The 26,131-nt window shown below is 44.0% G+C and carries 25 protein-coding genes; 21 read left to right on the top strand and 4 right to left on the bottom strand.

From position 1 onward, the window contains the following. Positions 1–206 precede the first annotated feature (206 nt). Both leuS and G5T77_RS12915 read right to left on the bottom strand, forming a co-directional pair. Positions 207–2,828, bottom strand: a complete 2,622-nt coding sequence (leuS, locus tag G5T77_RS12920) for a leucine--tRNA ligase (protein WP_166139080.1) — start codon at positions 2,826–2,828, stop codon at positions 207–209. Between the two features lie 122 nt (positions 2,829–2,950). Next, positions 2,951–3,301, bottom strand: a complete 351-nt coding sequence (locus tag G5T77_RS12915) for a DUF4124 domain-containing protein (RefSeq protein ID WP_166139076.1) — start codon at positions 3,299–3,301, stop codon at positions 2,951–2,953. A gap of 681 nt (positions 3,302–3,982) precedes the next feature. On the opposite strand from G5T77_RS12915, the gene G5T77_RS12910 reads away from it, so the two are divergent. From G5T77_RS12910 to der, 14 genes are all read left to right on the top strand, one after another. After that, positions 3,983–5,710 (top strand): acetolactate synthase 3 large subunit, encoded by a 1,728-nt coding sequence (locus G5T77_RS12910; protein ID WP_166139073.1) that lies wholly within the window; start codon positions 3,983–3,985, stop codon positions 5,708–5,710. Next, complete coding sequence (ilvN, locus tag G5T77_RS12905; RefSeq protein ID WP_004782091.1) at positions 5,707–6,198, top strand: acetolactate synthase small subunit; 492 nt, start codon at positions 5,707–5,709, stop codon at positions 6,196–6,198. Before G5T77_RS12910 ends, ilvN begins: the two co-directional genes overlap by 4 nt. Before the next feature lie 107 nt (positions 6,199–6,305). After that, entirely contained in the window at positions 6,306–7,322 is a 1,017-nt protein-coding gene (gene ilvC, locus G5T77_RS12900; RefSeq protein ID WP_005232140.1) for a ketol-acid reductoisomerase, read from the top strand. A 1,165-nt stretch (positions 7,323–8,487) separates the two neighbouring features. After that, entirely contained in the window at positions 8,488–9,039 is a 552-nt protein-coding gene (locus tag G5T77_RS12895; RefSeq protein WP_004782094.1) for a phosphatase PAP2 family protein, read from the top strand. An 88-nt stretch (positions 9,040–9,127) separates the two neighbouring features. Next, on the top strand, positions 9,128–9,328 hold the full coding sequence (iscX, locus tag G5T77_RS12890; RefSeq protein WP_005232138.1) for a Fe-S cluster assembly protein IscX: 201 nt from the start codon (positions 9,128–9,130) through the stop codon (positions 9,326–9,328). 109 nt (positions 9,329–9,437) lie between these two features. Continuing rightward, positions 9,438–9,869 (top strand): nucleoside-diphosphate kinase, encoded by a 432-nt coding sequence (gene ndk / locus G5T77_RS12885; protein WP_004782097.1) that lies wholly within the window; start codon positions 9,438–9,440, stop codon positions 9,867–9,869. Positions 9,870–9,990: 121 nt separating this feature from the next. Continuing rightward, positions 9,991–11,226, top strand: coding sequence for a 23S rRNA (adenine(2503)-C(2))-methyltransferase RlmN (gene rlmN, locus G5T77_RS12880; RefSeq protein ID WP_005232136.1), 1,236 nt, complete (start codon positions 9,991–9,993; stop codon positions 11,224–11,226). 14 nt (positions 11,227–11,240) lie between these two features. After that, positions 11,241–12,041, top strand: a complete 801-nt coding sequence (gene pilW / locus G5T77_RS12875; protein WP_166139070.1) for a type IV pilus biogenesis/stability protein PilW — start codon at positions 11,241–11,243, stop codon at positions 12,039–12,041. Continuing rightward, complete coding sequence (locus G5T77_RS12870; RefSeq protein WP_166139066.1) at positions 12,032–12,817, top strand: helix-turn-helix domain-containing protein; 786 nt, start codon at positions 12,032–12,034, stop codon at positions 12,815–12,817. Before pilW ends, G5T77_RS12870 begins: the two co-directional genes overlap by 10 nt. Before the next feature lie 23 nt (positions 12,818–12,840). Further along, a complete protein-coding gene (gene ispG, locus G5T77_RS12865) occupies positions 12,841–13,962 on the top strand; it encodes a flavodoxin-dependent (E)-4-hydroxy-3-methylbut-2-enyl-diphosphate synthase (RefSeq protein WP_004782104.1) in 1,122 nt (373 codons plus the stop codon). Positions 13,963–13,965: 3 nt separating this feature from the next. Beyond that, a complete protein-coding gene (gene hisS, locus G5T77_RS12860; protein ID WP_166139063.1) occupies positions 13,966–15,261 on the top strand; it encodes a histidine--tRNA ligase in 1,296 nt (431 codons plus the stop codon). 30 nt (positions 15,262–15,291) lie between these two features. Further along, entirely contained in the window at positions 15,292–15,990 is a 699-nt protein-coding gene (locus G5T77_RS12855) for a tetratricopeptide repeat protein (RefSeq protein WP_166139060.1), read from the top strand. Then, positions 15,987–17,135 (top strand): outer membrane protein assembly factor BamB, encoded by a 1,149-nt coding sequence (gene bamB / locus G5T77_RS12850; protein ID WP_166139057.1) that lies wholly within the window; start codon positions 15,987–15,989, stop codon positions 17,133–17,135. Before G5T77_RS12855 ends, bamB begins: the two co-directional genes overlap by 4 nt. Positions 17,136–17,311: 176 nt before the next feature. Beyond that, entirely contained in the window at positions 17,312–18,724 is a 1,413-nt protein-coding gene (der, locus tag G5T77_RS12845; RefSeq protein WP_166139054.1) for a ribosome biogenesis GTPase Der, read from the top strand. Between the two features lie 56 nt (positions 18,725–18,780). Here der and G5T77_RS12840 read toward each other — a convergent pair whose 3' ends face one another. Next, a complete protein-coding gene (locus G5T77_RS12840) occupies positions 18,781–19,350 on the bottom strand; it encodes a hypothetical protein (protein ID WP_166139051.1) in 570 nt (189 codons plus the stop codon). A 244-nt stretch (positions 19,351–19,594) separates the two neighbouring features. Between G5T77_RS12840 and G5T77_RS12835 the strand changes: the two genes are divergently transcribed. Next, the gene (locus G5T77_RS12835) at positions 19,595–20,233 is read left to right on the top strand and encodes a 4'-phosphopantetheinyl transferase superfamily protein (protein WP_346773774.1); all 639 of its coding nucleotides are present in this window, start codon (positions 19,595–19,597) and stop codon (positions 20,231–20,233) included. A gap of 25 nt (positions 20,234–20,258) precedes the next feature. Here G5T77_RS12835 and G5T77_RS12830 read toward each other — a convergent pair whose 3' ends face one another. Next, a complete protein-coding gene (locus G5T77_RS12830; RefSeq protein ID WP_166139048.1) occupies positions 20,259–21,029 on the bottom strand; it encodes an SDR family oxidoreductase in 771 nt (256 codons plus the stop codon). An 89-nt stretch (positions 21,030–21,118) separates the two neighbouring features. Here G5T77_RS12830 and mazG point away from each other — a divergent pair, with 89 nt between their 5' ends. The 6 genes from mazG to panC all read left to right on the top strand — a co-directional run bounded on the left by mazG (position 21,119) and on the right by panC (position 26,122). Next, complete coding sequence (mazG, locus tag G5T77_RS12825) at positions 21,119–21,931, top strand: nucleoside triphosphate pyrophosphohydrolase (protein ID WP_166139045.1); 813 nt, start codon at positions 21,119–21,121, stop codon at positions 21,929–21,931. Continuing rightward, the gene (locus tag G5T77_RS12820) at positions 21,891–22,316 is read left to right on the top strand and encodes a ComEA family DNA-binding protein (RefSeq protein ID WP_166139042.1); all 426 of its coding nucleotides are present in this window, start codon (positions 21,891–21,893) and stop codon (positions 22,314–22,316) included. Before mazG ends, G5T77_RS12820 begins: the two co-directional genes overlap by 41 nt. A 136-nt stretch (positions 22,317–22,452) precedes the next feature. Continuing rightward, entirely contained in the window at positions 22,453–23,928 is a 1,476-nt protein-coding gene (gene pcnB / locus G5T77_RS12815) for a polynucleotide adenylyltransferase PcnB (protein ID WP_166139039.1), read from the top strand. Next, a complete protein-coding gene (folK, locus tag G5T77_RS12810) occupies positions 23,925–24,410 on the top strand; it encodes a 2-amino-4-hydroxy-6-hydroxymethyldihydropteridine diphosphokinase (protein WP_166139035.1) in 486 nt (161 codons plus the stop codon). Before pcnB ends, folK begins: the two co-directional genes overlap by 4 nt. A gap of 52 nt (positions 24,411–24,462) precedes the next feature. After that, positions 24,463–25,272: a 3-methyl-2-oxobutanoate hydroxymethyltransferase gene (gene panB, locus G5T77_RS12805; RefSeq protein ID WP_004782128.1), complete on the top strand. Its 810-nt coding sequence runs from the start codon at positions 24,463–24,465 to the stop codon at positions 25,270–25,272. A gap of 1 nt (position 25,273) precedes the next feature. Beyond that, a complete protein-coding gene (gene panC / locus G5T77_RS12800) occupies positions 25,274–26,122 on the top strand; it encodes a pantoate--beta-alanine ligase (RefSeq protein ID WP_004782130.1) in 849 nt (282 codons plus the stop codon). The last annotated feature ends 9 nt before the right edge of the window (positions 26,123–26,131 follow it).

The raw sequence follows: 26,131 nt of genomic DNA, 5'->3' as shown, positions 1-26,131 counted from the left end.
TAAACCTGCTAGTCTAGAGCCTTGTTTTTTAATCCCTCCCTACCTCCCTTTAAAAAAGGGAGGAGAACCCATTTTTTATATATGGACGGGAATTCCCCTCTTTATTAAAGAGGGGTTAGGGGAGATTAAATCCCTCCAAACCTCCCTTTCTTGCGCTTCAATATAAAGCAGTGCTTTATATCTTGCTCAAGGAGGCTTCAAGGAAATTAAACCACCAAGTTCACTAACTTATTCGGCACCACAATTTCTTTCTTGGTTGGACCAGTCAAGAATTGCTGAACTTCTGGCAATGCTTTGGCTTGAGCAAGAATGTCATCTTTCGATGCATCCACAGACACTTCAAGTTTGCCACGAAGCTTACCGTTCACCTGAACCACGATGGTTTGTGTATTACGAGTCAATGCAGATTCATCCACTTGTGGGAACTGCGCTTGAGTTAACTCGATTCCAAACTGAGCCAATAAAGTCTGGCTTAAGTGTGGTGCAAATGGTGCAAGCAAAGTTAAAAGCGTAGTGATCGATTCACGAGCTACAGCAACGTCATTGTCATCTTTCGCTTCAAACTTGTTGTTCGCATTTAACAGTTCCATCATCGCTGCAATGGCAGTGTTAAATGCATGACGACGTTCAATGTCATCACCCACTTTCTGGATGGTTTCGTGAGTCTTGCGGCGTAAATCTTGCGCAGCTGTAGAAAGAGCGGCTTTATCGAAGTCAGTCGCGGTATTACCTTTTTCAAGGAAACCGGTTGCCAAACGCCATACACGTTTCAGGAAGCGGTTTGCACCTTCAACACCGGCATCAGACCATTCAAGTGATTGATCAGGTGGGGCTGCGAACATCATGAACACACGTGCAGTGTCTGCGCCGTATTGGTCAATAATCGCTTGCGGGTCGATACCGTTGTTTTTCGATTTCGACATTTTTTCCTGACCGCCAACGATGACATCTTGACCATCACCTTTGTATTTCGCAGAAGTGATGCGACCTTTCTCATCACGCTCAAGTTCGATGTCGGCAGGGTTGAACCAGGTTTTCTTGCCTGATTCAGATTCGCGGTAATAAGTATCCGCAAGCACCATACCTTGAGTGAGCAAGTTAGTGAACGGCTCGTTACCTTGTACCACGCCTTCGTCACGCATCAATTTGTGGAAGAAACGTGCATAGAGCAAGTGCAGAATCGCGTGTTCAACACCACCGATGTATTGGTTTACAGGAAGCCAAGTTTGACCTGCTTCAGGTTTTACCATGCCATCAGTAAAGTCTGGAGATGCATAACGTGCATAGTACCAAGATGATTCTACGAATGTGTCTAGCGTATCTGTTTCACGACGCGCGTCACCACCACAGCATGGACATTTGGTTTCATAAAATTCAGGCATTTTGTTGAGTGGGTTACCTGAACCATCTGGAACCACGTCAGTTGGAAGTACCACAGGAAGTTGATCTTCAGGCACTGGCACTTGACCACATTTGTCACAGTTGATCATTGGAATTGGACAACCCCAATAACGCTGACGAGATACACCCCAGTCACGTAGACGGAATTGAACTTTAACGTTCGCAAGACCTTGTGGTTCTAATTTTGCAAGGAAGGCATCAAATGCGCCTTGGAAGTCTAAACCGTCAAATTCGCCTGAATTAACCAGTTTACCGTCTTTAGAGCCGTACCATTCTTGCCATTGAGTTGCGTCAAAGTCTGTATCTTCTGCACCTTTGGCATCAATCACTTGCTTGATGGTTAAGCCATATTTATTGGCAAATTCGAAGTCACGTTCATCATGTGAAGGCACCGCCATCACCGCACCTGAACCGTAAGACATAAGAACGTAGTTTGCGATCCAGACTGGAACTTCTTCACCTGTTACAGGGTGTTTCACAGAAAGACCTGTTGCCATGCCTTTCTTCTCAGCAGTCGCAAGATCCGCTTCTGCCACAGAACCCATACGGCATTCTTCGATGAATGCTTGAAGCTCAGGATTATTTTCCGCAGCTTTTAACGCCATTGGGTGTTCTGCTGCAACTGCAACATAAGTTACACCCATCAATGTGTCGGCACGCGTGGTAAATACAGTTAAACCGTCTGCATAAACTTCCGGATTCGCTGAAGGGAAGGTGATTTCCATACCTTGTGAGCGACCAATCCAGTTGCGTTGCATAGTCAGGACTTGTTGTGGCCAGCCGTCTTTCAGTGTTTCAAGATCGTCCAGTAATTCTTGCGCATAATCAGTGATGCGGAAGTAGTACATTGGAATATCACGTTTTTCAACCAATGCACCTGAACGCCAGCCGCGACCATTTTCAACCTGTTCATTGGCAAGAACTGTTTGGTCTACTGGGTCCCAGTTGACTGTAGAAAGTTTACGGTAGATCAGGCCTTTTTTATAAAGCTGAACGAATAGCCATTGTTCCCAGCGATAGTATTCTGGTGTGCAGGTTGCGAATTCACGATCCCAATCTACAGACAGGCCAAGTTTCTTCAACTGATTACGCATGTAATCAATATTTTCGAAAGTCCATTTTGCAGGAGCGACCTGGTGTGCAATTGCAGCATTTTCCGCAGGAAGACCGAAAGCATCCCAACCCATGGGTTGTAATACAGTTTCGCCTTTTAGGCGATGGAAGCGGCTGATCACGTCACCAATGGTATAGTTACGCACATGACCCATATGCAGTTTGCCACTTGGGTAAGGGAACATCGAGAGGATATAACGACGTGGACCTTCTACAGTGTCGGCAACTTTAAAGGCTTTGCGAGATTCCCAGTCCTGCTGGACTTGAGGTTCAATCGCACTGGCTTGATATTCTGAGTCAATGTGAGTAGTCATATACGTAATACAAGAGAACGGTTAAAAAAAATATAAGGCACAGCATAGCGCAAAATGCACCTAAAAGTGAATTTTGCGTACGGGATTCTGCAGGAAAAATCTAAATTGGCAGACGAGTATGATTAGAAGGCTACACGCTCAGACTGACCACGTTGTAAAGCTTCATTGGCTTCACGCTGTTGCTGCTCATTTTCAGAAACGACAGGCACAGCTGCAGATGAGTTTGAGTTACCCGTTTCGGTCTGGTTCTCATTTTCGGTTGTTCTTGCTGGGGTAGGCGCGGAATTGTTCCAGCCATAGGTTTCTACTTTGCTTTTGTGCTTGGTATTTTTAGGAGGCGGGGTTTTGGTATAGTGAGTCACGCCTTTGGCATCGACCCATTTATAATATTCAATCGCTAAAGCAGAGCTGCTTGCTACACCTAAAACAAACGTAGTGGCAAAACTTAATGCGGTCAGGAAAGATCTTTTCATGAGTAAAAGTCCTGAAAATTTCAAGCGGTTAAATAGGGTTGTTATTGTAGAGAATTTTTTGCCATAAGATGATTTTTAATTCAATTAATTTTGTGATCAGTAGTGATCTTAATGTTTTGAGCTGATACCTAAAAAGAGTAATTTTATATAAAAAAAATTTATTTATAAACAGTTGCATTGAATTTCTTAAAAATTCATTCAATTTTTTTATATAAGACATATTAAAAATTTATAAAATTAAAGTTTTAAGTATATGAAATTTATTAATTTAAATTAGAATTTTAAAGCTAAAAACCAGAGTTAAAGTCGAAATTGCCTGTAAAAGCAGCAAATTTTAGACGTATAAACAATAATAGCCTGTTTTTTAAACTTGACTTTAAAGGCTGAAAACACAAGAATGCAGCAATAGTTTTATATGCCTTAGATCGATCACCCTTCGAATAAGTGTCATGTCATGCAATGGGCAATTTTTCTAGCCGAAAAATTGAACAAAGCGAACAAAATATGTTTACCCCAACATGTTTTAGATCTTGTATTGCTCGAACAGCAGGTAGATCGGATTTTTTATTCCTATTGCTTTGAAAACTATGAAATTTGTGTGCTATAACAGTGCAGACAGTTAATGAATGAACACTGCAAATGCCTCCCATTTGTGCAGTGAATAATATAGGGTGAATCACGTTGGAACTTCTATCTGGTGGTGAAATGCTCGTTCGCGCATTAGCGGATGAAGGCGTTGAACATGTTTTTGGATATCCAGGCGGCGCAGTACTGCATATTTATGATGCGCTATTTCAACAAGACAAAATTAATCATTACCTCGTACGTCACGAACAAGCTGCCGGTCACATGGCGGATGCTTACTCACGCGTAACAGGTAAAACTGGTGTTGTGCTGGTCACTTCTGGCCCAGGCGCGACTAATACCGTTACTCCAATTGCAACGGCTTATATGGACTCCATTCCAATGGTGATCCTGTCTGGTCAGGTTGCAAGCCATTTGATCGGTGAGGATGCGTTCCAAGAAACTGATATGGTCGGTATTTCTCGCCCAATCGTGAAGCACAGCTTCCAGGTTCGCCATGCCAGCGAAATTCCTTCAATTATCAAAAAAGCATTTTATATCGCGTCATCTGGCCGTCCAGGTCCAGTCGTAGTTGATATTCCTAAAGATGCAACCAACCCGGCAGAGAAATTTGCTTACGAATATCCTGAAAAAGTGAAGATGCGTTCGTATCAACCACCATATCGTGGTCACTCAGGTCAAATCCGTAAAGCGATTGATGAACTGATTCATGCGAAACGCCCAGTCATTTACTCAGGCGGCGGCGTGGTTCAGGGCAATGCTTCAGCACAATTAACTGAGCTTGCACATCTATTGGGTTACCCGGTTACGAATACCCTGATGGGTCTTGGCGCATTCCCGGGCGATGATCCACAGTTCATCGGCATGTTGGGTATGCACGGAACTTACGAAGCCAACATGACCATGCACAATGCAGACGTAATTCTGTGTGTAGGCGCGCGTTTTGATGACCGTGTAACCAATAACCCGGCGAAATTCTGTCCGAATGCCAAAGTCATTCACATTGACATCGATCCGGCGACCATTTCTAAAACCATCATGGCGCACATTCCAATCGTGGGTGCAGTAGAACCTGTGCTGAACGAAATGCTGAACCAGTTGAAGCAAATGAATGTGTCCAAGCCAAATCCTGAAGCGATTGCGGCATGGTGGAAACAGATTGATGAATGGCGTCAGGTTCATGGCTTGAAGTTCGATGTACCGACTGATGGCTCAATGAAGCCTCAGCAAGTGGTTCGTGCTCTAGACAAAATCACCAATGGTGAAGCGATCATCACGTCTGACGTTGGTCAGCACCAGATGTTCGGCGCGTTACACTATCGCTACAAACGTCCTCGTCAATGGATCAACTCTGGTGGTCTAGGTACGATGGGTGTAGGTCTGCCATATGCGATGGCGGCGAAACTTGCATTCCCGGATCAGCAAGTGGTTTGTATTACTGGTGAAGCGTCTATTCAGATGTGTATCCAGGAACTTTCTACCTGTAAGCAATATGGCTTGAACGTTAAAATCCTGTGCCTGAACAACCGTGCCTTAGGTATGGTGAAACAGTGGCAGGACATGAACTACGAAGGCCGTCATTCTAGCTCTTATGTAGAGTCTTTACCTGACTTTGCAAAATTGATGGAAGCTTATGGTCATGTAGGTATTCAGATTGACCATGCAGACGAGCTTGAGTCTAAGCTAGAAGAAGCGATGGCAATCAATGATAAGTGCGTATTTATTAACGTAATGGTTGACCGTACAGAACACGTATATCCAATGCTGGTTGCGGGTCAATCGATGCAGGATATGTGGTTAGCAAAAGGGGAGCGCACGAAATGAGACATATTATCTCTGTACTCGTAGAAAACGAAGCAGGCGCGCTTTCTCGCTTGGTGGGTTTATTCTCACAACGCGGCTACAACATTGAAACATTGAACGTTGCGCCAACTGAAGACCCAACACTTTCACGTCTGACTTTGACCACGTATGGTGATGATCACAAGATCGAACAGATCACCAAACAGCTGAACAAGCTGGTAGAAGTGGTTAAAGTGGTGGATCTGTCTGAAGGTGCACACATTGAACGTGAATTGATGCTGATCAAAGTGAAAGCTTTAGGCGCAACCCGTGATGAAATCAAACGTACGACCGATATTTTCCGTGGCCAGGTGGTTGACGTAACGCCAACAACTTACACGATTCAAATCGCAGGTACGACTGAAAAAATCGACGGTTTTATTGACGCATTAGCAGAAAACACGATTTTGGAAGTGGTGCGTTCAGGCGTGTCGGGTATTGCACGCGGCGAAAAAGTACTAACCATCTAAATTTTTTAAATTATTTCCTCATTCTAATAAGAAGGGGGCTTCAGGCAATGTGATAAAGGATCATTGCCTGATGAAACGGACACACAAGCATTTAAGCGGAGACAGCAATGCAAATTTTTTACGATAAAGACTGCGACTTATCTATTATCCAATCTAAGAAAGTAGCAATCATTGGTTATGGTTCACAAGGTCACGCACACGCGCTTAACCTTAAAGATTCTGGCGTTGACGTAACTGTTGGTCTACGCGCGAATTCTACTTCTTGGAAAAAAGCTGAAAACGCTGGTCTTAAAGTTGCTGAAGTTCCTGCTGCTGTAGCTCAAGCTGACGTAGTCATGATCTTGACTCCAGATGAGTTCCAAGCTCAACTTTACCGCGACGTGATCGAGCCAAACATCAAAGAAGGCGCGACTCTTGCATTTGCTCACGGTTTCTCTGTTCTTTATAACCAAGTAGTTCCACGTAAAGACCTAGACGTAATCATGGTTGCGCCTAAAGCTCCTGGTCACACTGTACGTTCTGAATACCAACGTGGTTCAGGTGTTCCTGACTTAATCGCGATCCACCAAGATGCTTCTGGTAATGCACGTAACGTAGCTCTTTCTTACGCTTCAGGTGTAGGTGGCGGCCGTACAGGTATCATCGAAACTTCTTTCCGTGAAGAAACTGAAACTGACTTATTCGGTGAGCAAGCGGTTCTTTGTGGTGGTGCTGTTGAACTGGTTAAAATGGGCTTCGAAACTCTGGTTGAAGCTGGTTATGCGCCTGAAATGGCTTACTTCGAATGTCTACACGAACTTAAATTGATCGTTGACTTGATGTTCGAAGGCGGTATCGCTGACATGAACTACTCAGTATCTAACAATGCTGAATACGGCGAATACGTAACTGGTGTTGAAGTAATCAACGAACAGTCTCGTGAAGCAATGCGTAATGCGCTTAAACGTATCCAATCTGGTGAATATGCGAAGATGTTCATCCAAGAAGGTGCGTTGAACTACCCATCTATGACTGCTCGTCGTCGTCAAAATGCTGCACACGGTATCGAACAAACTGGTGCTAAACTGCGTGCGATGATGCCATGGATTCAAGCAAACAAAATCGTTGATAAAGAGAAAAACTAATTTCTTGAATCATTTGATTTGAATGCGAAAACCCACTCACTAGAGTGGGTTTTTTTATATAGTCGAATAATAATTTAAATAAATATAAAAAGATAAGATGAAAGATTGAACTGAATTTTTAATATAGAAAATCATATCTATGTTTGGATTGAAGTAGGAGCAGGTGATCAAGAGTTTGAGCAATATGCATTCGAATTAAAAAATACCAAAACTTCATGGCAGCAAATCCAAACGATTATTTATCGTGATGTATTGTGGGGGTAGTTGGCTTTCATTAAGTTTGTGGTTAGCTGTCTTAATTTTAATTTTATTGCTTGGAGCAGCTTTGTTGGTTGACTGGGGATTTGAAGATAAAATGTTATCTCAAAAAATAAATCATATTCAAAAATGGCAACTATTTTACAAGTTGAATTCATTGGCATGGATCAGGTATTTAATCGGTTATTGGTTGAGCATAAGTATAGTAAAGAAATTGAAAAGGTAGATGGAACAGACATAAAGCATCAGCAAGTTTGATAATGTAAGAAATGCTAAGCTCCCATAAATCAATTCATAAAACAGTCACACCCGAGCCCCATACTTAAAAGTATAGATAGTTATATCTCATTAACTTTTGAATGCTTGGGAATAGCCAAATTTTGAGTAAGAGCAAGGCAAGAAGCGGCTCACAGATACATTTTCACCAAAGTCTTGGGTGCTATAACTACACTATACTCGAAACACATTCGATCCTTCTCAGGTTTTGTTGAAGGCTAGATAAATATTCCTAAAGAATGAATTGAATGTAGTGATCCAGACGTATTTCAATGAATGCCAGTATACATAAATCATCTATTAACAGTTCAGATAGGTCGGATTGAAAGGTTAGAAAATATAGTGCAGGAGGCGATGGCCAGCGGTGGAGCAGTGATCGCTAATGATCATGGATGTACTTGTTTACAGCTGCAACATGATCGGAAAAGTTGGCTGAGTAGGTTGAGATAGTAGTAAGAATTCATCTTTAGATGTCTGAATTCAGCGATTTATAACGATTACAGAAGGATGCAGGCATTAAGAAATTAAAAAAAGGTGAATAGCGATTATCTCATGCGTCAATTTGAACAAGCTCTATTTTTCAGTCGTACAAAAACTGAAATACAGGGCATAAAACAATAAGAGCTCTACAATGAAATTTCAGAATGCAAAACTAAAATTTTTAGAAATTGATTTAAAAGGCTGTATTTATCTTAATCATTTTTCACATTCGGAACGCATTGCAGCTTTTTTTAAAATCATTAGCCGGTTGGGCAATGGCGTATTCTGGTATTTGATGCTCATTGCCGTCTGGCTGATTCAGGGTTTGATGTATACCTTGCAGATTGTTTATCTGGTGTTTGGCAGTATGGTCGGAACCTTAATTTATAAACTGTTAAAAACTAAAACAGTACGTCCACGTCCTTATCAGGTGCATCAGGTGATTCGGCTCTGTGAGCATCCGCTGGATCATTTTAGTTTTCCTTCGGGACATACCTTGCATGCAGTGATGGTGACCATTGTGCTGGGCTATATCGTACCTTTTTTGCTGTTTTTAATGTTGCCATTTGCCATTCTGGTCGCGATCTCCCGAATGGTTTTAGGCTTGCATTATCCAAGTGATGTGGCGGTAGGAGCCATATTGGGCGCGCTGGTGGCCACCATGATTGTATTTACGGCACCTTTTTTTAATATTATGTTGTAAAAAATCACGAGATGATCTGGCAAAGGCTCGCAGAATTTTGCAGATTTGCTAAAGTACTACATCACAGTAAATAGGCTTAGGAATAGACATGGGTTTACGTTGGACAGATACCCTCGATATCGCGATTGAATTGTATGAAGCGCATCCAGACGTGGATCCGCAATGGGTTCGCTTTACCGACCTGCATGCCTGGGTATGTGCGCTTCCTGATTTTGAAGACGATCCAACCAAATCAACCGAAGGGCTTCTGGAAGCCATTCAAATGGCATGGATTGACGAAGCACGTTAATTGCCAATTGAAAAAAGCAATTTTTTTACAGTTTAAAGGCAGAAAAAAGTCCATTATTCGGTATAATGCGGCAAATTTTCATGTCAACAATTGACTTAAGGAGCCAATCATGGCTATTGAACGTACATTATCTATCGTAAAACCAGACGCAGTTGCTAAAAACCACATCGGTGACATCTTTGCTCGTTTCGAAAAAGCAGGTCTTAAAATCGTTGCGACTAAAATGAAACACCTGACTCAAGCTGAAGCTGAAGGCTTCTACGCTGAGCACAAAGAACGTGGTTTCTTCGGTGACCTAGTTGCATTCATGACTTCTGGTCCAGTTGTTGTTTCAGTTCTTGAAGGCGAAAACGCTGTTCTTGCTCACCGTGACATCCTTGGCGCGACTAACCCTAAAGAAGCTGCTCCTGGTACAATCCGTGCAGACTTCGCTGTAAGCATCGACGAAAACGCTGCTCACGGTTCTGACTCTGTAGCATCTGCTGACCGCGAAATTAACTACTTCTTCGCGCAAACTGAGATTGCTCCACGTACTCGTTAATACGCAGTATTCAAACCAGATAAGTGTTATTATACTTATCTGGTTTTTTTATTCTCTGAATAATTCTTTGCTCAGATATTGAGCTTCTCCTTTCATCTTTAGACATGGTTTAGGTATACACATGAGTACTGAAGTGGTCGCTACATCAGCAGTTTCTGATGCACAGCAACAATCTCCGTCCACTCCTGCACAGCAAAATTCTGTGGAAAAAGTGAACTTACTAGGCATGTCACGTCCGCAAATGGAAAAATTCTTCGAAGATATGGGCGAGAAGAAGTTCCGTGCCGGTCAGGTGATGAAATGGATTCATCAGTATTTCGTGACTGATTTTGCCGAGATGACCAATATCTCGGGCAAACTGCGTGAAAAACTGGAAAAGATTTGTGAAATTAAAGCGCCAGAAGTGGTGCATAAAAACTATTCCAAAGACGGTACCCGTAAATGGGTGTTCCGTGTCGGTGATGGTGATGGCTCTCTGGTTGAAACTGTCCTGATTCCGGCAGAAGACAAAACCGGCTCACGTAAGACCCTGTGTATTTCTTCACAAGTGGGCTGTGCCCTGGACTGTTCATTCTGTTCAACCGGTAAGCAAGGTTTCCAGCGTGACCTGACTCAAGCTGAAATCATTGGTCAGTTATGGATGGCCAACTACTCCTATATGGAAGAAGTGCCTGTGGCTGAGCGTGAGCGTTCAGTGACCAATGTGGTGATGATGGGCATGGGCGAGCCATTGCTGAACTATGATGCTGTATTAAACTCTATGCGCATTATGCTGGATGATTTTGCTTATGGCATGTCTAAACGCCGCGTAACGCTTTCAACATCTGGTGTCGTGCCGAAAATTGACCAGTTGGCGCAAGATATTGATGTGGCTTTGGCGATTTCATTACACGCAACCAATGACGAGCTGCGTAATGAACTGGTGCCAATCAACAAAAAATATCCGCTAGAGCAGCTTATTGCCGCTTGTCAGCGCTACATCACTAAAGATGGTAATGAAAGTGCGCGTAAGCACGTGACTATCGAATATGTAATGCTGGATGGCGTAAATGACAAACCTGAACATGCCCAGCAGATGATCAAGCTGCTTAAAGATCTGCCAAGCAAGATTAACCTGATTCCATTTAACCCGTTCCCGCATGCGCCATATGGCCGTTCAAGCCGTAACCGGATTATTTCTTTCCAAAAAACTTTGTCTGATGCCGGTTTTGTGTGTACGATTCGTCAGACACGTGGTGATGATATCGACGCTGCGTGTGGACAACTGGTAGGACAAGTTGCTGACCGTACCCGTCGTGCGGAACAGTGGAAAAAGAAAATTGCGCAGTCCAATGAGATTATGCGCTCACAAGGATAACAAGAGGTCGCCAATTGAGTAATCTGACATCTAAACTTGCTTTGGTTTCAGTAGTATGTGGGTCTTTGGTTTTAACTGCGTGTCAAACGCCAGATCTAGGTCAGAAGGATCCGGAAAAAGCCACCAAGGTTCGTACTCAGTTGGCGGTTGAATATCTTAAAAACGGTGATCTGGATTCAGCCAAACGTGCGCTAGATCAGGCACTGGAAACTAATCCGCGTGATTCGCAAGCCAATATGATGATGGGTGTGCTGCTTCAGCAGGAAGGCAGCAAACCTAATCTGGAAAAGGCCGAAGGTTATTTCAAGCGTGCAATTTCGGCAGATCCAAAAAATGCCCAGGCACGAAATAACTATGGCACCTATTTATATCAGCTTGAGCGCTATAAAGATGCGATCGAGCAGTTCGAAATTGCCGGCGCAACTTTAGGTTATGACCAGCGATTTCGTGCCCTTGAAAATATGGGACGGATTTACCTGAAACAGGATGATCTGGTGAATGCTGAAAAATCATTCAAACAGGCACTACAGGCTAATCGCGCTTCGTATATATCAATGTTAGAGTTGGCAGAAATTTTTTATCTGAACCAGCAGTTCCCGGCCGCGACTCAAATGTATGAACAGTTTGTGCGTGGCGTGGGGCAGAAAAACCAGAGTGCCCGTGCGCTCTGGATTGGCATTCGCACTGCGCGTGCCAGTGGCGATCAGTTAGGCATGCAGGTATTGGTGAATCAATTACGTGCATTGTTCCCTGAAAGCCCGGAATACCAACGTTATTTGCAATTACAGTACAGTACTGAGGCCGTATGGAAGTAAATCCTAATTCAGATTCGAATAATTCGAGCGTAGCTCCAAACGCGTTAGGAAATGTTCAGCGTCCAGGCGAGTACTTACGCAAGATTCGTATTAATCAGCAACGTGAGCTTGAAGACGTTGCCAAAGAACTCAATATTCCGGTAAAAACCCTGAATGCCTTGGAAAAGGATGATTATAAATCCTTGCCTGAAGCGACTTTTATTAAGGGTTATTACCGCACCTATGCCAAATATCTCGGTGTCGATGCTTCTAGCCTGATTCAGCGTTTTGATGAAATTTATGCCAATGATACTGGTATGGTTGCAACGCACGCCCTGAAAGATTCTCCAATCAAGATCATGGGTAAATTGCCAGGTTCAAAGCGTGATCGTAACCGCAAATGGTTAAAGCGTGGCCTGATTGCACTGGTTATAGTACTGATTTTGGGTGCACTGGTCGCCATGATCCAGAACTGGTCAGAGAGCAGCGAGAATAGTGCCGAAGTTGCCGACGCCTCTTCCGAGGTCGAAATTTTAAATCTGGATGCCGGTGCTGCCATGTCCGGTGATCAGCTCAAGCTTGATTTTAGCCGTCCGACCTCTGTGCATATTGTAGATGCAGGCGGTAACGTGCTGGCCACTGGCCGTCAAGCGTCTACTATAGAGCTGAGCGGTGAAGCGCCATTCCAGATCCGACTGGATGATGCGACAGCAGTATCACTCAGTTTAAATAATGAAAGTATTGCATTGTCACCTTATACGGTTAACGGAAAAGCAGATTTCCGTTTATCACGTTAATGGTGAGCAGATAGGGCGAAATCATGATCGTAAATCCAATTCAGCGCCGTCCAACACGTAAAATCCGTGTCGGTTCTGTCTATGTCGGTGGTGATGCACCGATCACTGTTCAGTCAATGACCAATACTGAAACCTGCGATGTCGCAGCAACTGTTGCACAAATTCAGCGTTGTGTAGATGCAGGTGCAGACATTATGCGTGTCTCTGTGCCGAGTATGGAAGCAGCGGCTGCATTTGGTGAAATCCGTAAGCAAGTCGACGTACCACTGGTTGCAGATATTCACTTCGACTATAAGATTGCGCTGGCTGTTGCTGATCTGGGTGCAGACTGTTTGCGTATTAACCCGGGTAATATCGGTTCAGAAGCCAAGATTCGTGAAGTCGTGGCGGCTGCACGTCATAACGACATTTCCATGCGTATTGGCGTGAATGCCGGTTCACTGGAAAAAGATATTCAAAAGAAATATGGCGAGCCAACAGGTGAAGCATTGCTGGAATCTGCGATGCGTCATATCGACATTCTGGATCGTCTGAATTTCCATGAATTTAAAGTATCGGTCAAAGCATCAAACGTGTTTTTGACGATGGATGCCTATCGTCTGCTGTCTAAACAGATTGATAATCCACTGCACTTGGGTGTGACTGAAGCGGGTGTGTATCGTACTGGTTCAGTGAAATCAGCGATTGCTTTGGGTGGTCTGCTGATGGAAGGTATTGGCGATACCATGCGTATTTCTCTGGCAGCTGAGCCTGAAGAAGAAATCAAGATTGGTTTTGATATCCTGAAATCGCTGGGCCTTCGTTCTAACGGAATTAACTTCATTGCCTGCCCAAGCTGTTCACGTCAGGAATTTAACGTGATTAAAGTAATGCAGACCCTTGAAGAACGTTTGGAAGATGTCCGTGTTCCGATGGATGTGTCTGTAATTGGCTGTAAAGTGAATGGTCCGGGCGAAGCCAAAGAAGCCGATATCGGTGTAGTAGGTGCAAGTCCGCGCTCACTGGTGTATCGTAATGGTGAAAAGAGCCATTTAATCGATACCAATCAACTGGTTGATGAAATCGAATCAATGGTTCGTCAACGTGTTTCCGAGCTTGAAGAAGCCAAATCAAAAGAAATTATTCGCACAAGTTTTTCTGAGTAGATCATGAGTTCAATCGTCGCAATCAAAGGTTTTAATGACATTCTCCCAACGCAAACCCCAGCTTGGAGACGTCTTGAACAGCATCTGTCAGGTCTGATGGATGCCTATGGCTATCAACAGATCCGTTTGCCGATAGTTGAACAGACTAATTTGTTTAAACGTTCAATCGGTGATGCCACAGATATCGTTGAAAAAGAAATGTACACCTTCCTGGACAAAGGTAATCCGCCTGAGTCTCTGACTTTACGTCCTGAAGGAACAGCGGGCTGTGTACGTGCGATGCTGGAACATAACCTGCTTCGTGGTGCGACCCCGAAAGTCTGGTATATCGGACCGATGTTCCGTTATGAAAAACCGCAAAAAGGCCGTTACCGCCAGTTTCACCAGTTTGGTGTGGAAACATTTGGTGTGGCAACGCCTGATCAGGATGCAGAATTGATCCTGATGACAGCACGTCTATGGAAACGTATGGGTGTGGCTGACAAGGTGCAGTTGGAGCTAAATACTTTGGGCGAGTCTGATGAACGTGCAGCGTATCGTGCGGCGCTGGTAGACTTCCTACAAGCGCATAAAGCGGATCTGGATGAAGATTCTCAACGTCGTCTGACGACTAATCCGCTGCGTATTCTGGATTCCAAAGATGTCAAAACTCAAAGTATCCTAGAAAATGCGCCAAAACTTCACGACTTTATGGGTGAAGAAACACTGGCGCACTTTAACCAGTTACAACAGTATTTGTCAGATGCCGGTATCAGCTTTGTCATCAATCAGAAACTGGTACGTGGTCTGGACTACTACAACAAAACCGTATTTGAATGGACCACTACTCACTTAGGTTCGCAAGGTACTGTGTGTGCCGGTGGTCGTTATGACGGCTTAGTCGGTCAATTGAAAGGCAAGGCAGATCAATCTGTGCCTGCAGTTGGTTTCGCGATGGGGATGGAGCGTTTATTGCTTCTACTGGAACAGGTTGAAGATAATACGCCAGTACGTGATTGCGAAGTATTCCTGGTTGCCGATCCTGCTTCTCAGGGTAAAGCACTGGTATTGGCTGAACAGATTCGTGATCAATTGGAAGCTGCAGGCAGTAATATTCGTCTGAAAGTCGGCTCACAAGGTTCAATGAAGTCGCAAATGAAAAAAGCCGATCAGGCCGGTGCTTTATATGCAGCCATTATCGGTGAGCGTGAGCTGGAAGCACAAAGCTTTACGGTGAAAGAGCTGGCGACTGCAGAGCAATCTACTGTGCCATTTGCTGACTTTATCGCATTTTTCAGTACTAAAATTTCTTCAAAATAATCGATAAAACATTAGGAAAAAGGTAATCGCATGAGCGCAATGACTGATGATGAACAACTTGAAAGTTTAAAATCCTTCACGAAGAAGTATGGTTCTTCGATCATTATCGGGATTCTGGTTGCGCTGATTGCCTTTTTCGGATGGGAATATTGGCAGAAGAAAAACCTGGCGGAATCGCAAATGCAGACTGCCAAGGTTCAGCAACTGATGGATGAAGCACAGGCTGCAGATGGTGATGCTTTTGCCAAGCTATCTGAAACTGCAGACAAGATTGTCAAAGAAGCGCCAGATTCAGCTCAAGCGATTCAAACCCAGTTGGTCATGGCGAAACTGGCTTATGACAAGCAGGATTATGCTGCCGCTGAGAAAGCATTACAAAAAGTTGAAAACTCTAAAGTTGATGATAAAGGCCTGGTTCAGGTCGTTAAATTGCGTCTGGCTTATGCACAATTAGCACAGAAAAAATATGATGCAGCCCTGAAAACTTTGGATGCAGTGACTGAACCTGCATTTAAAGCAACCGCCGATGAAGCACGTGGCGATATCTATATTGCCAAAAATGATATTGAAAATGCCAAAAAAGTATATCAAAGTGCATGGGATGCTTTGATTGAACGTAAAGAAGAACGTCAAATTTTACAAATTAAGCTCGAAAGCGTAGGCGTGTTGGTCGATGACCCGGAAATCGAACGCCCAATTATAGAAACACAAGTGGAAGAAGCTGAATGAACAGAACATATAAAATCACCTGTGCTTTAACTGTTTTAACTCTTGCACTCGCTGGCTGTGCGGGTAAGACCAATAAAGTACCAGAAGTAAAACCGAATCCACTTCCAAAAATCAGTCAGACTAAAACACTTGTTCCTGTATTTTCGACCAGTGTTTCTTCAACAGAGAAGGCTGATCCGCTACGTCTACGTCTGGATGCGGATAACGGAGTCGTATTTGCGATCGATCCTAAGGGTGAAATCACTGCTTTTAATGGCAAGCAGCGCCTGTGGCAGAAAAAAGTCAGCAAAGATACTTTAAGCTCTGGCGTTGAAGCCGCTGATGGGATCGTGGTGGTTGGCAGTAACAAAGGCCAATTGATCGCACTGGATCAGCAGACTGGCGAACAACGCTGGACTGCACAATTGACTGGTGCCATCTTGACGCCTTCACTGATTCATGCAGGTCGCGTAATTACTGTCACTAATGACGGTACTGTATATGCCCACGAAGTGGCTTCAGGCGCTCAGGTCTGGACCTATGATTTACCGAATGTCCAGTTTAGCCTGCGTGGCATGGCGGCTCCGGTGCCTTTAGACGCGCGTAATGTATTGATTGCGACTTCAAATGCTTATATTTATGCAATCGATGCCTTAAGTGGCGTGCCTAAATTGCAGCGTCGTGTTGCGATCTCGGATGGTCGTTCGGACATTCAGCGTTTGATCGATATTGACGGTGATCCTGTCGTAGCAGGTCAGTTTATTGTGACCACCAGCTATCAAGGTCAGGTGACTGTATTTGATCTGGCTTCACAACAGGTGATCTGGAGTGAAGATGCCAGCAGTATCCAGCGTCCGGAAGTGGTGGGCAATGGCGTCTTCGTTGCCCAAACCGATGGTAAAATTAGCGCTTATGAAATTACCACTGGCCAGCCTTTATGGGAAAATGATCAGTTGTTGAATCGTCAGCTGAGCAATCCGGTAATGCTCGGAACTGAGCTTGTCGTAGGTGATCTGGACGGAGTATTGCACCTGCTGGATCCATCAACAGGGCAGATTATTGGCCGTGCTAAAACTTCTGGTGAAGTACGTCATTTACGCGTAATTGACAACCAGCTCTATGTTTCGACTCGCAAGGGTGCATTAAGCATCTGGCAGAATCGTTAATTTTTGTTTGGCTTATGCTAAAATAAGCCAACCGTATTTTTTACGCGGGGTGATTGAATGTTCAATGCCCCGTGTTTTTATTTATTTTAGGCTTTAATCCTATTCCCTTTTTCTTCCAAAACTTTCTGATGTTCAGGCCATTTTTAGACAGCCTGATATTGAATAAAGGTTAATCTATGAAACCCGTAATTGCGCTCATTGGTCGTCCGAACGTCGGAAAATCAACTCTGTTTAACCAGATAACCAAGAGCCGTGACGCATTGGTGGCAGACTTTGCAGGTCTGACACGCGACCGTAAATATGGCGATGCGATCTATCAAAACAAATCTTTCATTGTCGTGGATACTGGTGGTATCGGTGAAAATGAAGGCGGTATTGACTCCTATATGGCCGAGCAGTCTAAAACTGCGATCCATGAAGCTGACATGATCATTTTTGTGGTCGATGCACGTGCAGGACTTCTGGCATCTGATGAACAGATCGCTCGTGAACTGCGTACTTTGGGCAAGAAAGTTTTCCTTGTAGCTAACAAAGTTGATGGCGTACATGCTGAAGCTGCTCTAGTCGAGTTTTATAAACTCGGTATGGGCGAGCCGATGCAAGTGGCTGCTAGCCACGGCCGTGGTGTACAGCAAATGCTGGAAGAAGTACTTGAAGATGTGCCTGAAGATGAAAGCCCTGAAGAACATGACAAGAATACTGGTCTACGTCTTGCAATTATTGGTCGTCCAAATGTAGGTAAATCAACACTGGTAAACCGCCTATTGGGTGAAGAGCGTGTTGTGGCGTTTGACCAGCCAGGTACAACGCGTGACTCAATTTATATTCCTTTTGAGCGTGATGGTCGTCAATACACCCTGATTGATACCGCTGGGGTACGCCGTAAAGGTAAAGTTGATGAAATGATTGAGAAATTCTCAATTGTGAAAACCTTACAGGCGATGAAAGATGCGCACGTAGTTGTGGTTGTTGTTGATGCCCGTGAAGGCATTGTAGAGCAGGACTTGCACCTGATCGGTTATGCACTGGAAGCTGGCCGTGCCATGGTGATTGCGATCAATAAATGGGACAACATGTCTGAATATGATCGTAAACAATGTAAGCTGGATGTGGAACGTCGTTTTGACTTTATTCCTTGGGCGAAAATCCACCTGATTTCTGCGCTACATGGTACAGGGGTCGGTGAGATGTATCCATCGATTCACCGTGCTTATGATTCTTCACATCTGAAAGTATCACCAGCGAAGCTGACCCAGATCCTGAATGATGCCACTGAAGCGCACCAACCACCTACTGTACAAGGTCGTCGCATCAAGATGCGTTATGCGCATATGGGCGGACAGAATCCACCGACTATCGTGGTTCATGGTAATAAAGTAGATAAGACACCTGCGGACTATCGCCGTTACCTGGAAAACGTATTCCGTAAAGTGTACAAACTTGAAGGTACACCAGTAAAAATTGAATTTAAAACCTCAGAGAACCCGTTTGAAGGTCGCAAGTCACAACTGGACGAACGTACTGCTGCGCGTCGCCGTCGTTATGTACAGAAATTCAAGAAAGCCGAGAAAAAATTTAAACGTGGTTAATTGCCATATTTAAATAAAAAAGCCTGCGAAAGCAGGCTTTTTTATTTATTCATATTTTAGATTGAGCATTTTTTTGCTTTTTGATAAATACGGATATTTTCAAGATTAGCTAAAGCTACGTCAGCATCGGCTTGAGAAGCAGCAATATTATTTTGATTATTATTGCCAGTAAAAGCATTGGTAATTTCAGTTGCGCGCGCAACTGTTTGTGATTGACCTGCAAAAGCAGATAGTGCACCACTTGCAATACCTGCCAATTTAGAAATAGGATTATTGGCTTGAGCATTCGCTTGGTTGAGTGCATTTTGACTTGCTTCTAAGGAGCGTTCAAAACTGCGCGCTTCTACTGCCAAATCCGTACAATCTAAACCTTTTAAATATGTTGTTGAGTAGACACCGTTATTTTGATTTGAAGCATTATTATAATTAGAAGCATAGGCACGGTCTGCACGTGCAACAGCAGCATTCGCCTGTGCACGGCTACGCTCCATATTTGCTTCAGCCTGATCCATGATGGCGCCGTTTCTAGCTCCCATAACTGCAGTAGCAGCTTCTAGCCAGGAGCCAGCTTGTGTTGAAAATGATAGTGCAGCAATTGTCGTACTGAATATGATTCGCTTAAACATATGACCCTCTGTTTTTCTATGTATAAAATTGTAGCTGGATTGTAACTATTTTTTATTCGATTAAAAATAGCTTGAAAGCTCAATTATTTATTTTGATTTACAGTATATTTTATTGTTTTAATTAAGTTTTATTAAAATATATTTTAAGATATTACCTATAGTTTGTCAGAGAGGCAATCAGGTTGATTTATACTGAAGGCCTTAAAAGTAACATTTTTTATAAGGGCGACTATTTTTGAAGTCTATTATTCATATTGATTGGATCGCGCTGGCACCACGACTTAGACATTTACAAGACTTAGATCGGAAAACCTATATTCAGCAGCGTAAACAATTAATTTATAACTATCGTAATCAGTTGCTAGCTGCACATTTAGGTTGTGTTATTGACCAGCAGGACTTTACTACAACCGAATACGGCAAGCCTTATTTTCCAGCCCATCCAGACTTTGGTTTTAATCATACCCATAGCCAAAACTTCTATGCATTAGCAACAAGCAAAAGTATTCAGAATTTGGGGATCGATATCGAAGAACTTAATCGAAATGTACGTTTTGAAGCCTTAGCCCAACATGCTTTTCATCCTGAAGAGCTGAAACAGTGGCAGGCATTGGGTTATGATCCTGAATACTGGTTTAAAGTCTGGACCACCAAGGAGGCGGTTCTAAAAGCGTCAGGACTTGGAATCCGGATAAACCTGAATGAGCTGAATACCCAGATTCATCCACATCAGGATGGAGGACGTTGTGAACATCCAGAAATTGGAATTTATGCCTATCAAAATTATATTTTAGCGGGCTGCATGCTCACTGTGGCCTGGCAAAGCGAGCATTCCTGTAAAGGTCTAAGATTTCCAACGATTCAGATTCATCAAGCTATTTGAAAGTAGAGTAAGCCCAAAATATTTCTTATTGTTTGGTAATCATTAAATTACTCAGCCGGTTAGCGAACTGTGGACTCATTCGAGATAAATGGAATAAAAACTTACTCTTGAATCCGACCGGATGATGCGTCACTTGCCAGATGGAGTCCTTTAACTGTGCCAATTTGAAAATATCTTGTGCAACATCCTCAGCTTTCAAATGCACACCCATTTTTTTGATACTTTCAGCCTGCATATCTTTCACCATTGCAGTGCTAACAAAAAGCGGCATCACATCAAATACCCGAATGCCATATTTTTGCCATTCAATATCCAAGCCTTCGGTCAAACCTCGAACCGCAAATTTGCTAGTTGCATAAGAAGCCAGATCCGCTTGGCCATAAATCGCTGAGGCTGAAGACAGGTTAATGACCCGGGCAAAGGAAGCCTGCTTTAAATAAGGCAAAGCAGCATGACAGCCATTCAGAACGCCTTTGATATTCACGTCAAGGGTGCGATGGTGATTGGTAATATTGGTTTCTTCAAAAGGACCGGAATATAAAATTCCGGCATTATTTACCAGAATATTGATTTCACCGGCCCAGGATGCGAATTCAGATAAGGCTCTTTCCCATGAAGTATAATCGGTTACATCCAGAAAGCCGGCTTTGGCATGTTCACCGAGTTGCTGGGCCAATTGTTCTGCCTGTTCATGATTAATATCATAAATTCCGACTTTATAACCTTGCTGGTAAAATAGCCTGGCTGTTGCGGCACCGATTCCTTGTGCTGCACCACTAATCAATATACTGTGCATGTGCTTGATCTCCTTATTGTCTTTTTTTCTTGAGCATAGCAAGAAACAGGTAAAATAATGCGGCTATTTGGTAAAGAAGAGGTTTTACGGTGGAACAATTACTCCAAGTCATGCGTGAGTTACGTGAAAAATGTCCATGGGATCAGCAACAGACTCCCAAATCTCTGACCAAATATGCGATTGAAGAAGCCTATGAAGTTGAAGCAGCGGTGCGCTCTGGCCAAACCAATGAAGTGCGGGATGAGCTGGGTGATCTGCTGTTACAGGTCGTGTTTCAGTCACAAATGTATAGCGAGCAGGGCGCTTTTGATTTTCAGGATGTGGTGCAGGCGATTACCGATAAACTGATCCGACGCCATCCGCATGTATTTCAGGCTGAACAGTTTGCACAGCTGAGCTCTGAAGATGTCTCGGTGCTCTGGAAAGAAATCAAGCAGAAAGAAAAACAGGGTAAGCCACGTTCTCGTTTGGATGAGGTTAAGCATGCGCCTGCACTGCAACAGGCGGAGGAGATTCAGAAAAATGTCGCCAAAATTGGCTTTGATTTTCCAGATGTTGCGGGTGCCTATAGCAAGCTGGAAGAAGAACTGGCTGAACTCAAAGAAGCCGTTGCTGGACAAAATTCCGATGAAATACTCGAAGAATTTGGTGACTGCTTATTTTCACTGGTGAATGTTGGTCGTAAACTTGGTGTCTCAAGCGAGATGGCATTATTGGGCACGATCCATAAATTCCGGACCCGCTTTGCCCTGATGGAAGATCGGGCAGAACAACAGCAACTCAATCTGGAAAGCCTGTCATTGGCTGAATTGGATCAGCTCTGGGAACAGGCCAAATTAGAATTAAAACAAAGAGCCGCTCATGAACAAAGTACAACATCGCATAGGCCCAGCATGGATTAATACTGTCCTGCTAGGCATTTGGCTGGCCTATATTTCAATTGGAACAGTACACGCAACTGCAACCGATTATGCAGAATGGAAAGTACGTCAGCAGCAACATGATACACGCCTGAAAAAGAAAGTTAATGCTACATCACCTTCTGAAAATAATCATTATCTGGCTAAACCTGCATTATCCGCCTCTTCAGCTGCTGATAAAATTAGTCTGAATCAGGCCAGTATTGAGCAGTTACAGCAGTTAAATGGTATCGGGCAGAAGAAAGCGGAAGCGATCATTGAATACCGGCAGAAAAACGGTAAATTTAAAACAATTGAAGATATTCAACAGGTCAAAGGAATCGGACCAGCCTTATTTGCTAAAAACAAGGATAAACTGGCTTTGTAAGCATGCTGAATTTATTGTAAATAGGCCATCCATCTGAACCATGAGAATGACATAATCAAATTGCCCTTTAGCGGTGTAAGCGATATGATTAGCGTCATCTTAGAATTTTACGTTCAGACGTAGGAGACAGCGTCTTTTGCAAACTTTGCGCGCGTCAAAATGTGGTTTATCAACCGCTCAATTACCTTCTTATATTCTCGATGTGATTGATGCCTTAACCAAGGCAGGCTATGAAGCTTATATCGTAGGTGGTGGTGTCCGGGATCTGATGCTGGGTTTAAATCCCAAAGATTTCGATGCAGTGACCAATGCTACACCAGCTCAGGTTAAAGAAGTGTTCGGACGGCGTTGTCGTATTATCGGACGACGTTTCGAGCTGGCGCATGTCTATTCGGGCCGTGAACTGGTTGAAGTGGCAACTTTCCGTGCGCCTCCTAAAAAAGCGGTGACCTCTGCAGCAGGGATGATTCTGCGCGATAATAACTGGGGCACCATTGAGCAGGATTTTGCTCGTCGAGATTTTTCGATCAATGCCATGTATTACCAGCCACGCAAAGGTATCGTGCTGGATTTTTGCAATGCAGTAGAGGATATTAAACATAAAACGCTGCGTTTACTGGGTGATCCGGCTCTAAGATTTGAGGAAGATCCAGTCCGGATGCTGCGAACTTTACGTTTTGCAGCCAAACTCAATTTCAGTATTGATGAAGCCATTCTGGATATTTTTACTCCGGAAATGACCCAGCTTCTACGTGATGTGTCTCCGCACCGTCTCTATGATGAATCGCAAAAGCTGTTCACCATGGGACATCTGAATCGTGTAATGCCAATGCTGATTGATTTTGGCATCTGGCGTCAACTTTTTGCTGATATTAAGCCAAACATTACCGCGTTTATTGAACTAGCAGCGAAAAATACCGATCAGCGTATTTCGATTGGCAAGACCATAAATCCGGCATTCTTCTATGCAGTATTGTTGTGGCAACCGTTCCTGGAGCGCTGTGATTTTTATCTGTCCAAAGGGGTCGTGCCTGCAGAAGCACGTGCACAGGCAGGACTGGATGTACTGAAACGTCAGGCTACCCGTACTGTGATTCCACGCTTTGCGGAAACTTTCATTCGTGAAGTCTGGGAAATGCAAACCCGCTTGCTCAATCCAAAACCACAGCAAATTGAAGCATTATCAGGTCATGCACGTTTCCGTGCCGGCTTTGACTTTTTGTTGCTGCGTGAAAAATCAGGCGATGAAACTGCACAGGGTATGGGAAGCTGGTGGGAAGCCTATCAGCAAATGGGCAGCGATGAAAAAGAGCGTGCCATTGCTCAATATAATCGTCAGCGTGCCAAGAGCCGTCGTAAGGCTTCTCAGGAAGAACACTTGGAACAGCGCCTGGCTGCACAAGATGTAGCAACCGAGATTGAACCTCTGGTGAATGAGCCGGAACCACGTAGCCGTCGTGCGCGTAAAGCCAAATTTGAGAATGAGCGTAGCAAACCGATTTCTCATGTGGCGGCCAGTGCCAGCGGCGACATTGGTGCAGACCATCCAATTACCAAGCGTAAACGGGTGCAGCGTGATTTAAGCCAGGTTATTTTTGGGCCCACACAATGACAGTGACCTATATCGGTTTAGGAAGTAACCTGGGCGATTCACGTCAGATTCTGGCTGAAGCCGTGCAAAAGCTGACAAGTTTGGGGCAGGTAAAAACCTCACACTTGTACCAAAGCCCACCCATGGGGCCACAAGATCAGCCGAATTATTTTAATGCTATCGTACAGTTAATTACGGATCTGGCACCGCTGGATCTGTTGGATCGTTTGCAAGCCTTCGAACAGGAGGCTGGGCGTGTACGTCTACGCCATTGGGGTGAACGTACCTTGGATCTGGATCTGCTCATTTACGGTGATGAACAAATTCAAAATGAACGTTTAACCGTGCCGCATGTTGGCGTGCTGGAACGTGATTTTGTATTGGTGCCATTACTGGATATTGATGCCAACTTGCAGCTGAATGGAAACACATTAAAAGATCTGGACATCGTCAAGCAATCAACCTTAACGGTTTTTGACCGCACGAATTGGGCAAATATTTAATTTTTAATTATTGGCATGTTCGAGAGAACTTCAATAATAGAGGAACATCTTCATGATCAGTCTCAGTGATTTAAGACGATATAAAGCGGAAGGACGCAAATTTTCTTGCCTGACTTGCTATGACGCCAGTATGGCCAAAGCCATGGAAATTGCTGAAGTTGACAGTATTCTGATAGGCGACTCTTTGGGTATGTCGATTCAAGGTCGTGATTCAACCTTGCCTGTGACTGTAGAAGATATGGCTTACCATACCGCAGCGGTACGCCGTGGCAATCAGCATGCACTGATTATGACTGATCTGCCATTTATGAGTTATGCCACTCTGAATGATGCATTACAAAGCTCAAAAACGGTGATGCAGGCCGGTGCACAAATGGTCAAGATGGAAGGTGGTGCCTGGCTGGCGGAAACCGTTCAGGTTCTAACCCGTAACGGGATTCCAGTCTGTGTTCACTTGGGTCTCACTCCGCAGTCGGTGCATGTCTTTGGTGGCTATAAGCTACAGGCCCGTACCCGTGAAGCGGCCGATCAACTGATTGCTGACTGTAAGGCAGTGGTTGAAGCCGGTGCAGCAGTGCTGTTGCTGGAATGTGTGCCTGCACAATTGGGTCAGGAAATTACTGAACTATTCCCGCATATTCCAGTGATTGGCATTGGAGCAGGGGCAGCCACTGATGGCCAGGTACTGGTCGTTCAGGATATGCTCGGTCTGACCTTTGGCCACACTGCAAAATTTGTACGTAACTTTATGAAAGAACAGTCTGGTGCGACTGCAATTCTGGATGCATTTAAAGCCTATCATGCGGCTGTTTTAGATGGTTCATTCCCAGCACCTGAACAAACATTCCAAGTCGAGTTGTAACATGAAAACAGAAACAACCATCCAAGGATTATCTGCTTCGCTCAATCCTGCACGTTCTGCGCGTAAAATTATTGGTTTTGTCCCGACCATGGGCAACCTGCATCAGGGTCACCTGAATCTGGTGCGTGAGGCGCGTAAACTGTGTGATGTCGTTGTTGTGAGTATTTTCGTTAATCCGATCCAGTTCGGACCTAATGAGGATTTTGATAATTATCCACGTACTTTAGAGCAGGATCAGCAGTTACTGGCAGATGTGGGTTGTGATATTGTCTTTGCCCCAACTGTAGAGCAGATGTATGGTAACAAGCCACGTCTGACCAATATCAGTGTATCTGGTATCACCAATGATCTATGTGGCTTACAGCGTCCAGGTCATTTTGATGGTGTAGCGGTCGTGGTGACCAAATTATTTAATATTGTTCAGCCTAACTATGCTTTCTTTGGTCAGAAAGATTATCAGCAACTGGCTGTGATTCGTCAGTTTGTTCAAGACCTGAATATTCCACTGGAAGTGATTGGTGTGCCAATTGCCCGCTCTGAAGATGGTCTGGCACTCAGTTCGCGTAATGGCTATCTAAGCGAGCAGGAACGTGCGACAGCACCGGTTATTTTCCAGAGTCTGAAAACTGCTGAGCAGCAGTTACATGCAGGTAAAACTTTGGAGGAAGCACTGGCTGGTATCCGTCAGACTTTGACAGATGCAGGTCTGGTAATGGACTATGTAGAAGCCCGTACACCGGAATTGCAGAAAATTGATGAATTTAATCAGGATGTCGTGATTCTGATCGCGGCGAAATTAGGGAAAACTCGTCTGATTGATAATCTGCAGATCAAATATGCAGCTGGATAAGTAAAAGGA

Source organism: Acinetobacter sp. GFQ9D191M, from assembly GCF_011174875.1.
Classification (GTDB): Bacteria; Pseudomonadota; Gammaproteobacteria; order Pseudomonadales; family Moraxellaceae; genus Acinetobacter.
This window is presented reverse-complemented; position numbering and strand designations above follow the sequence as displayed.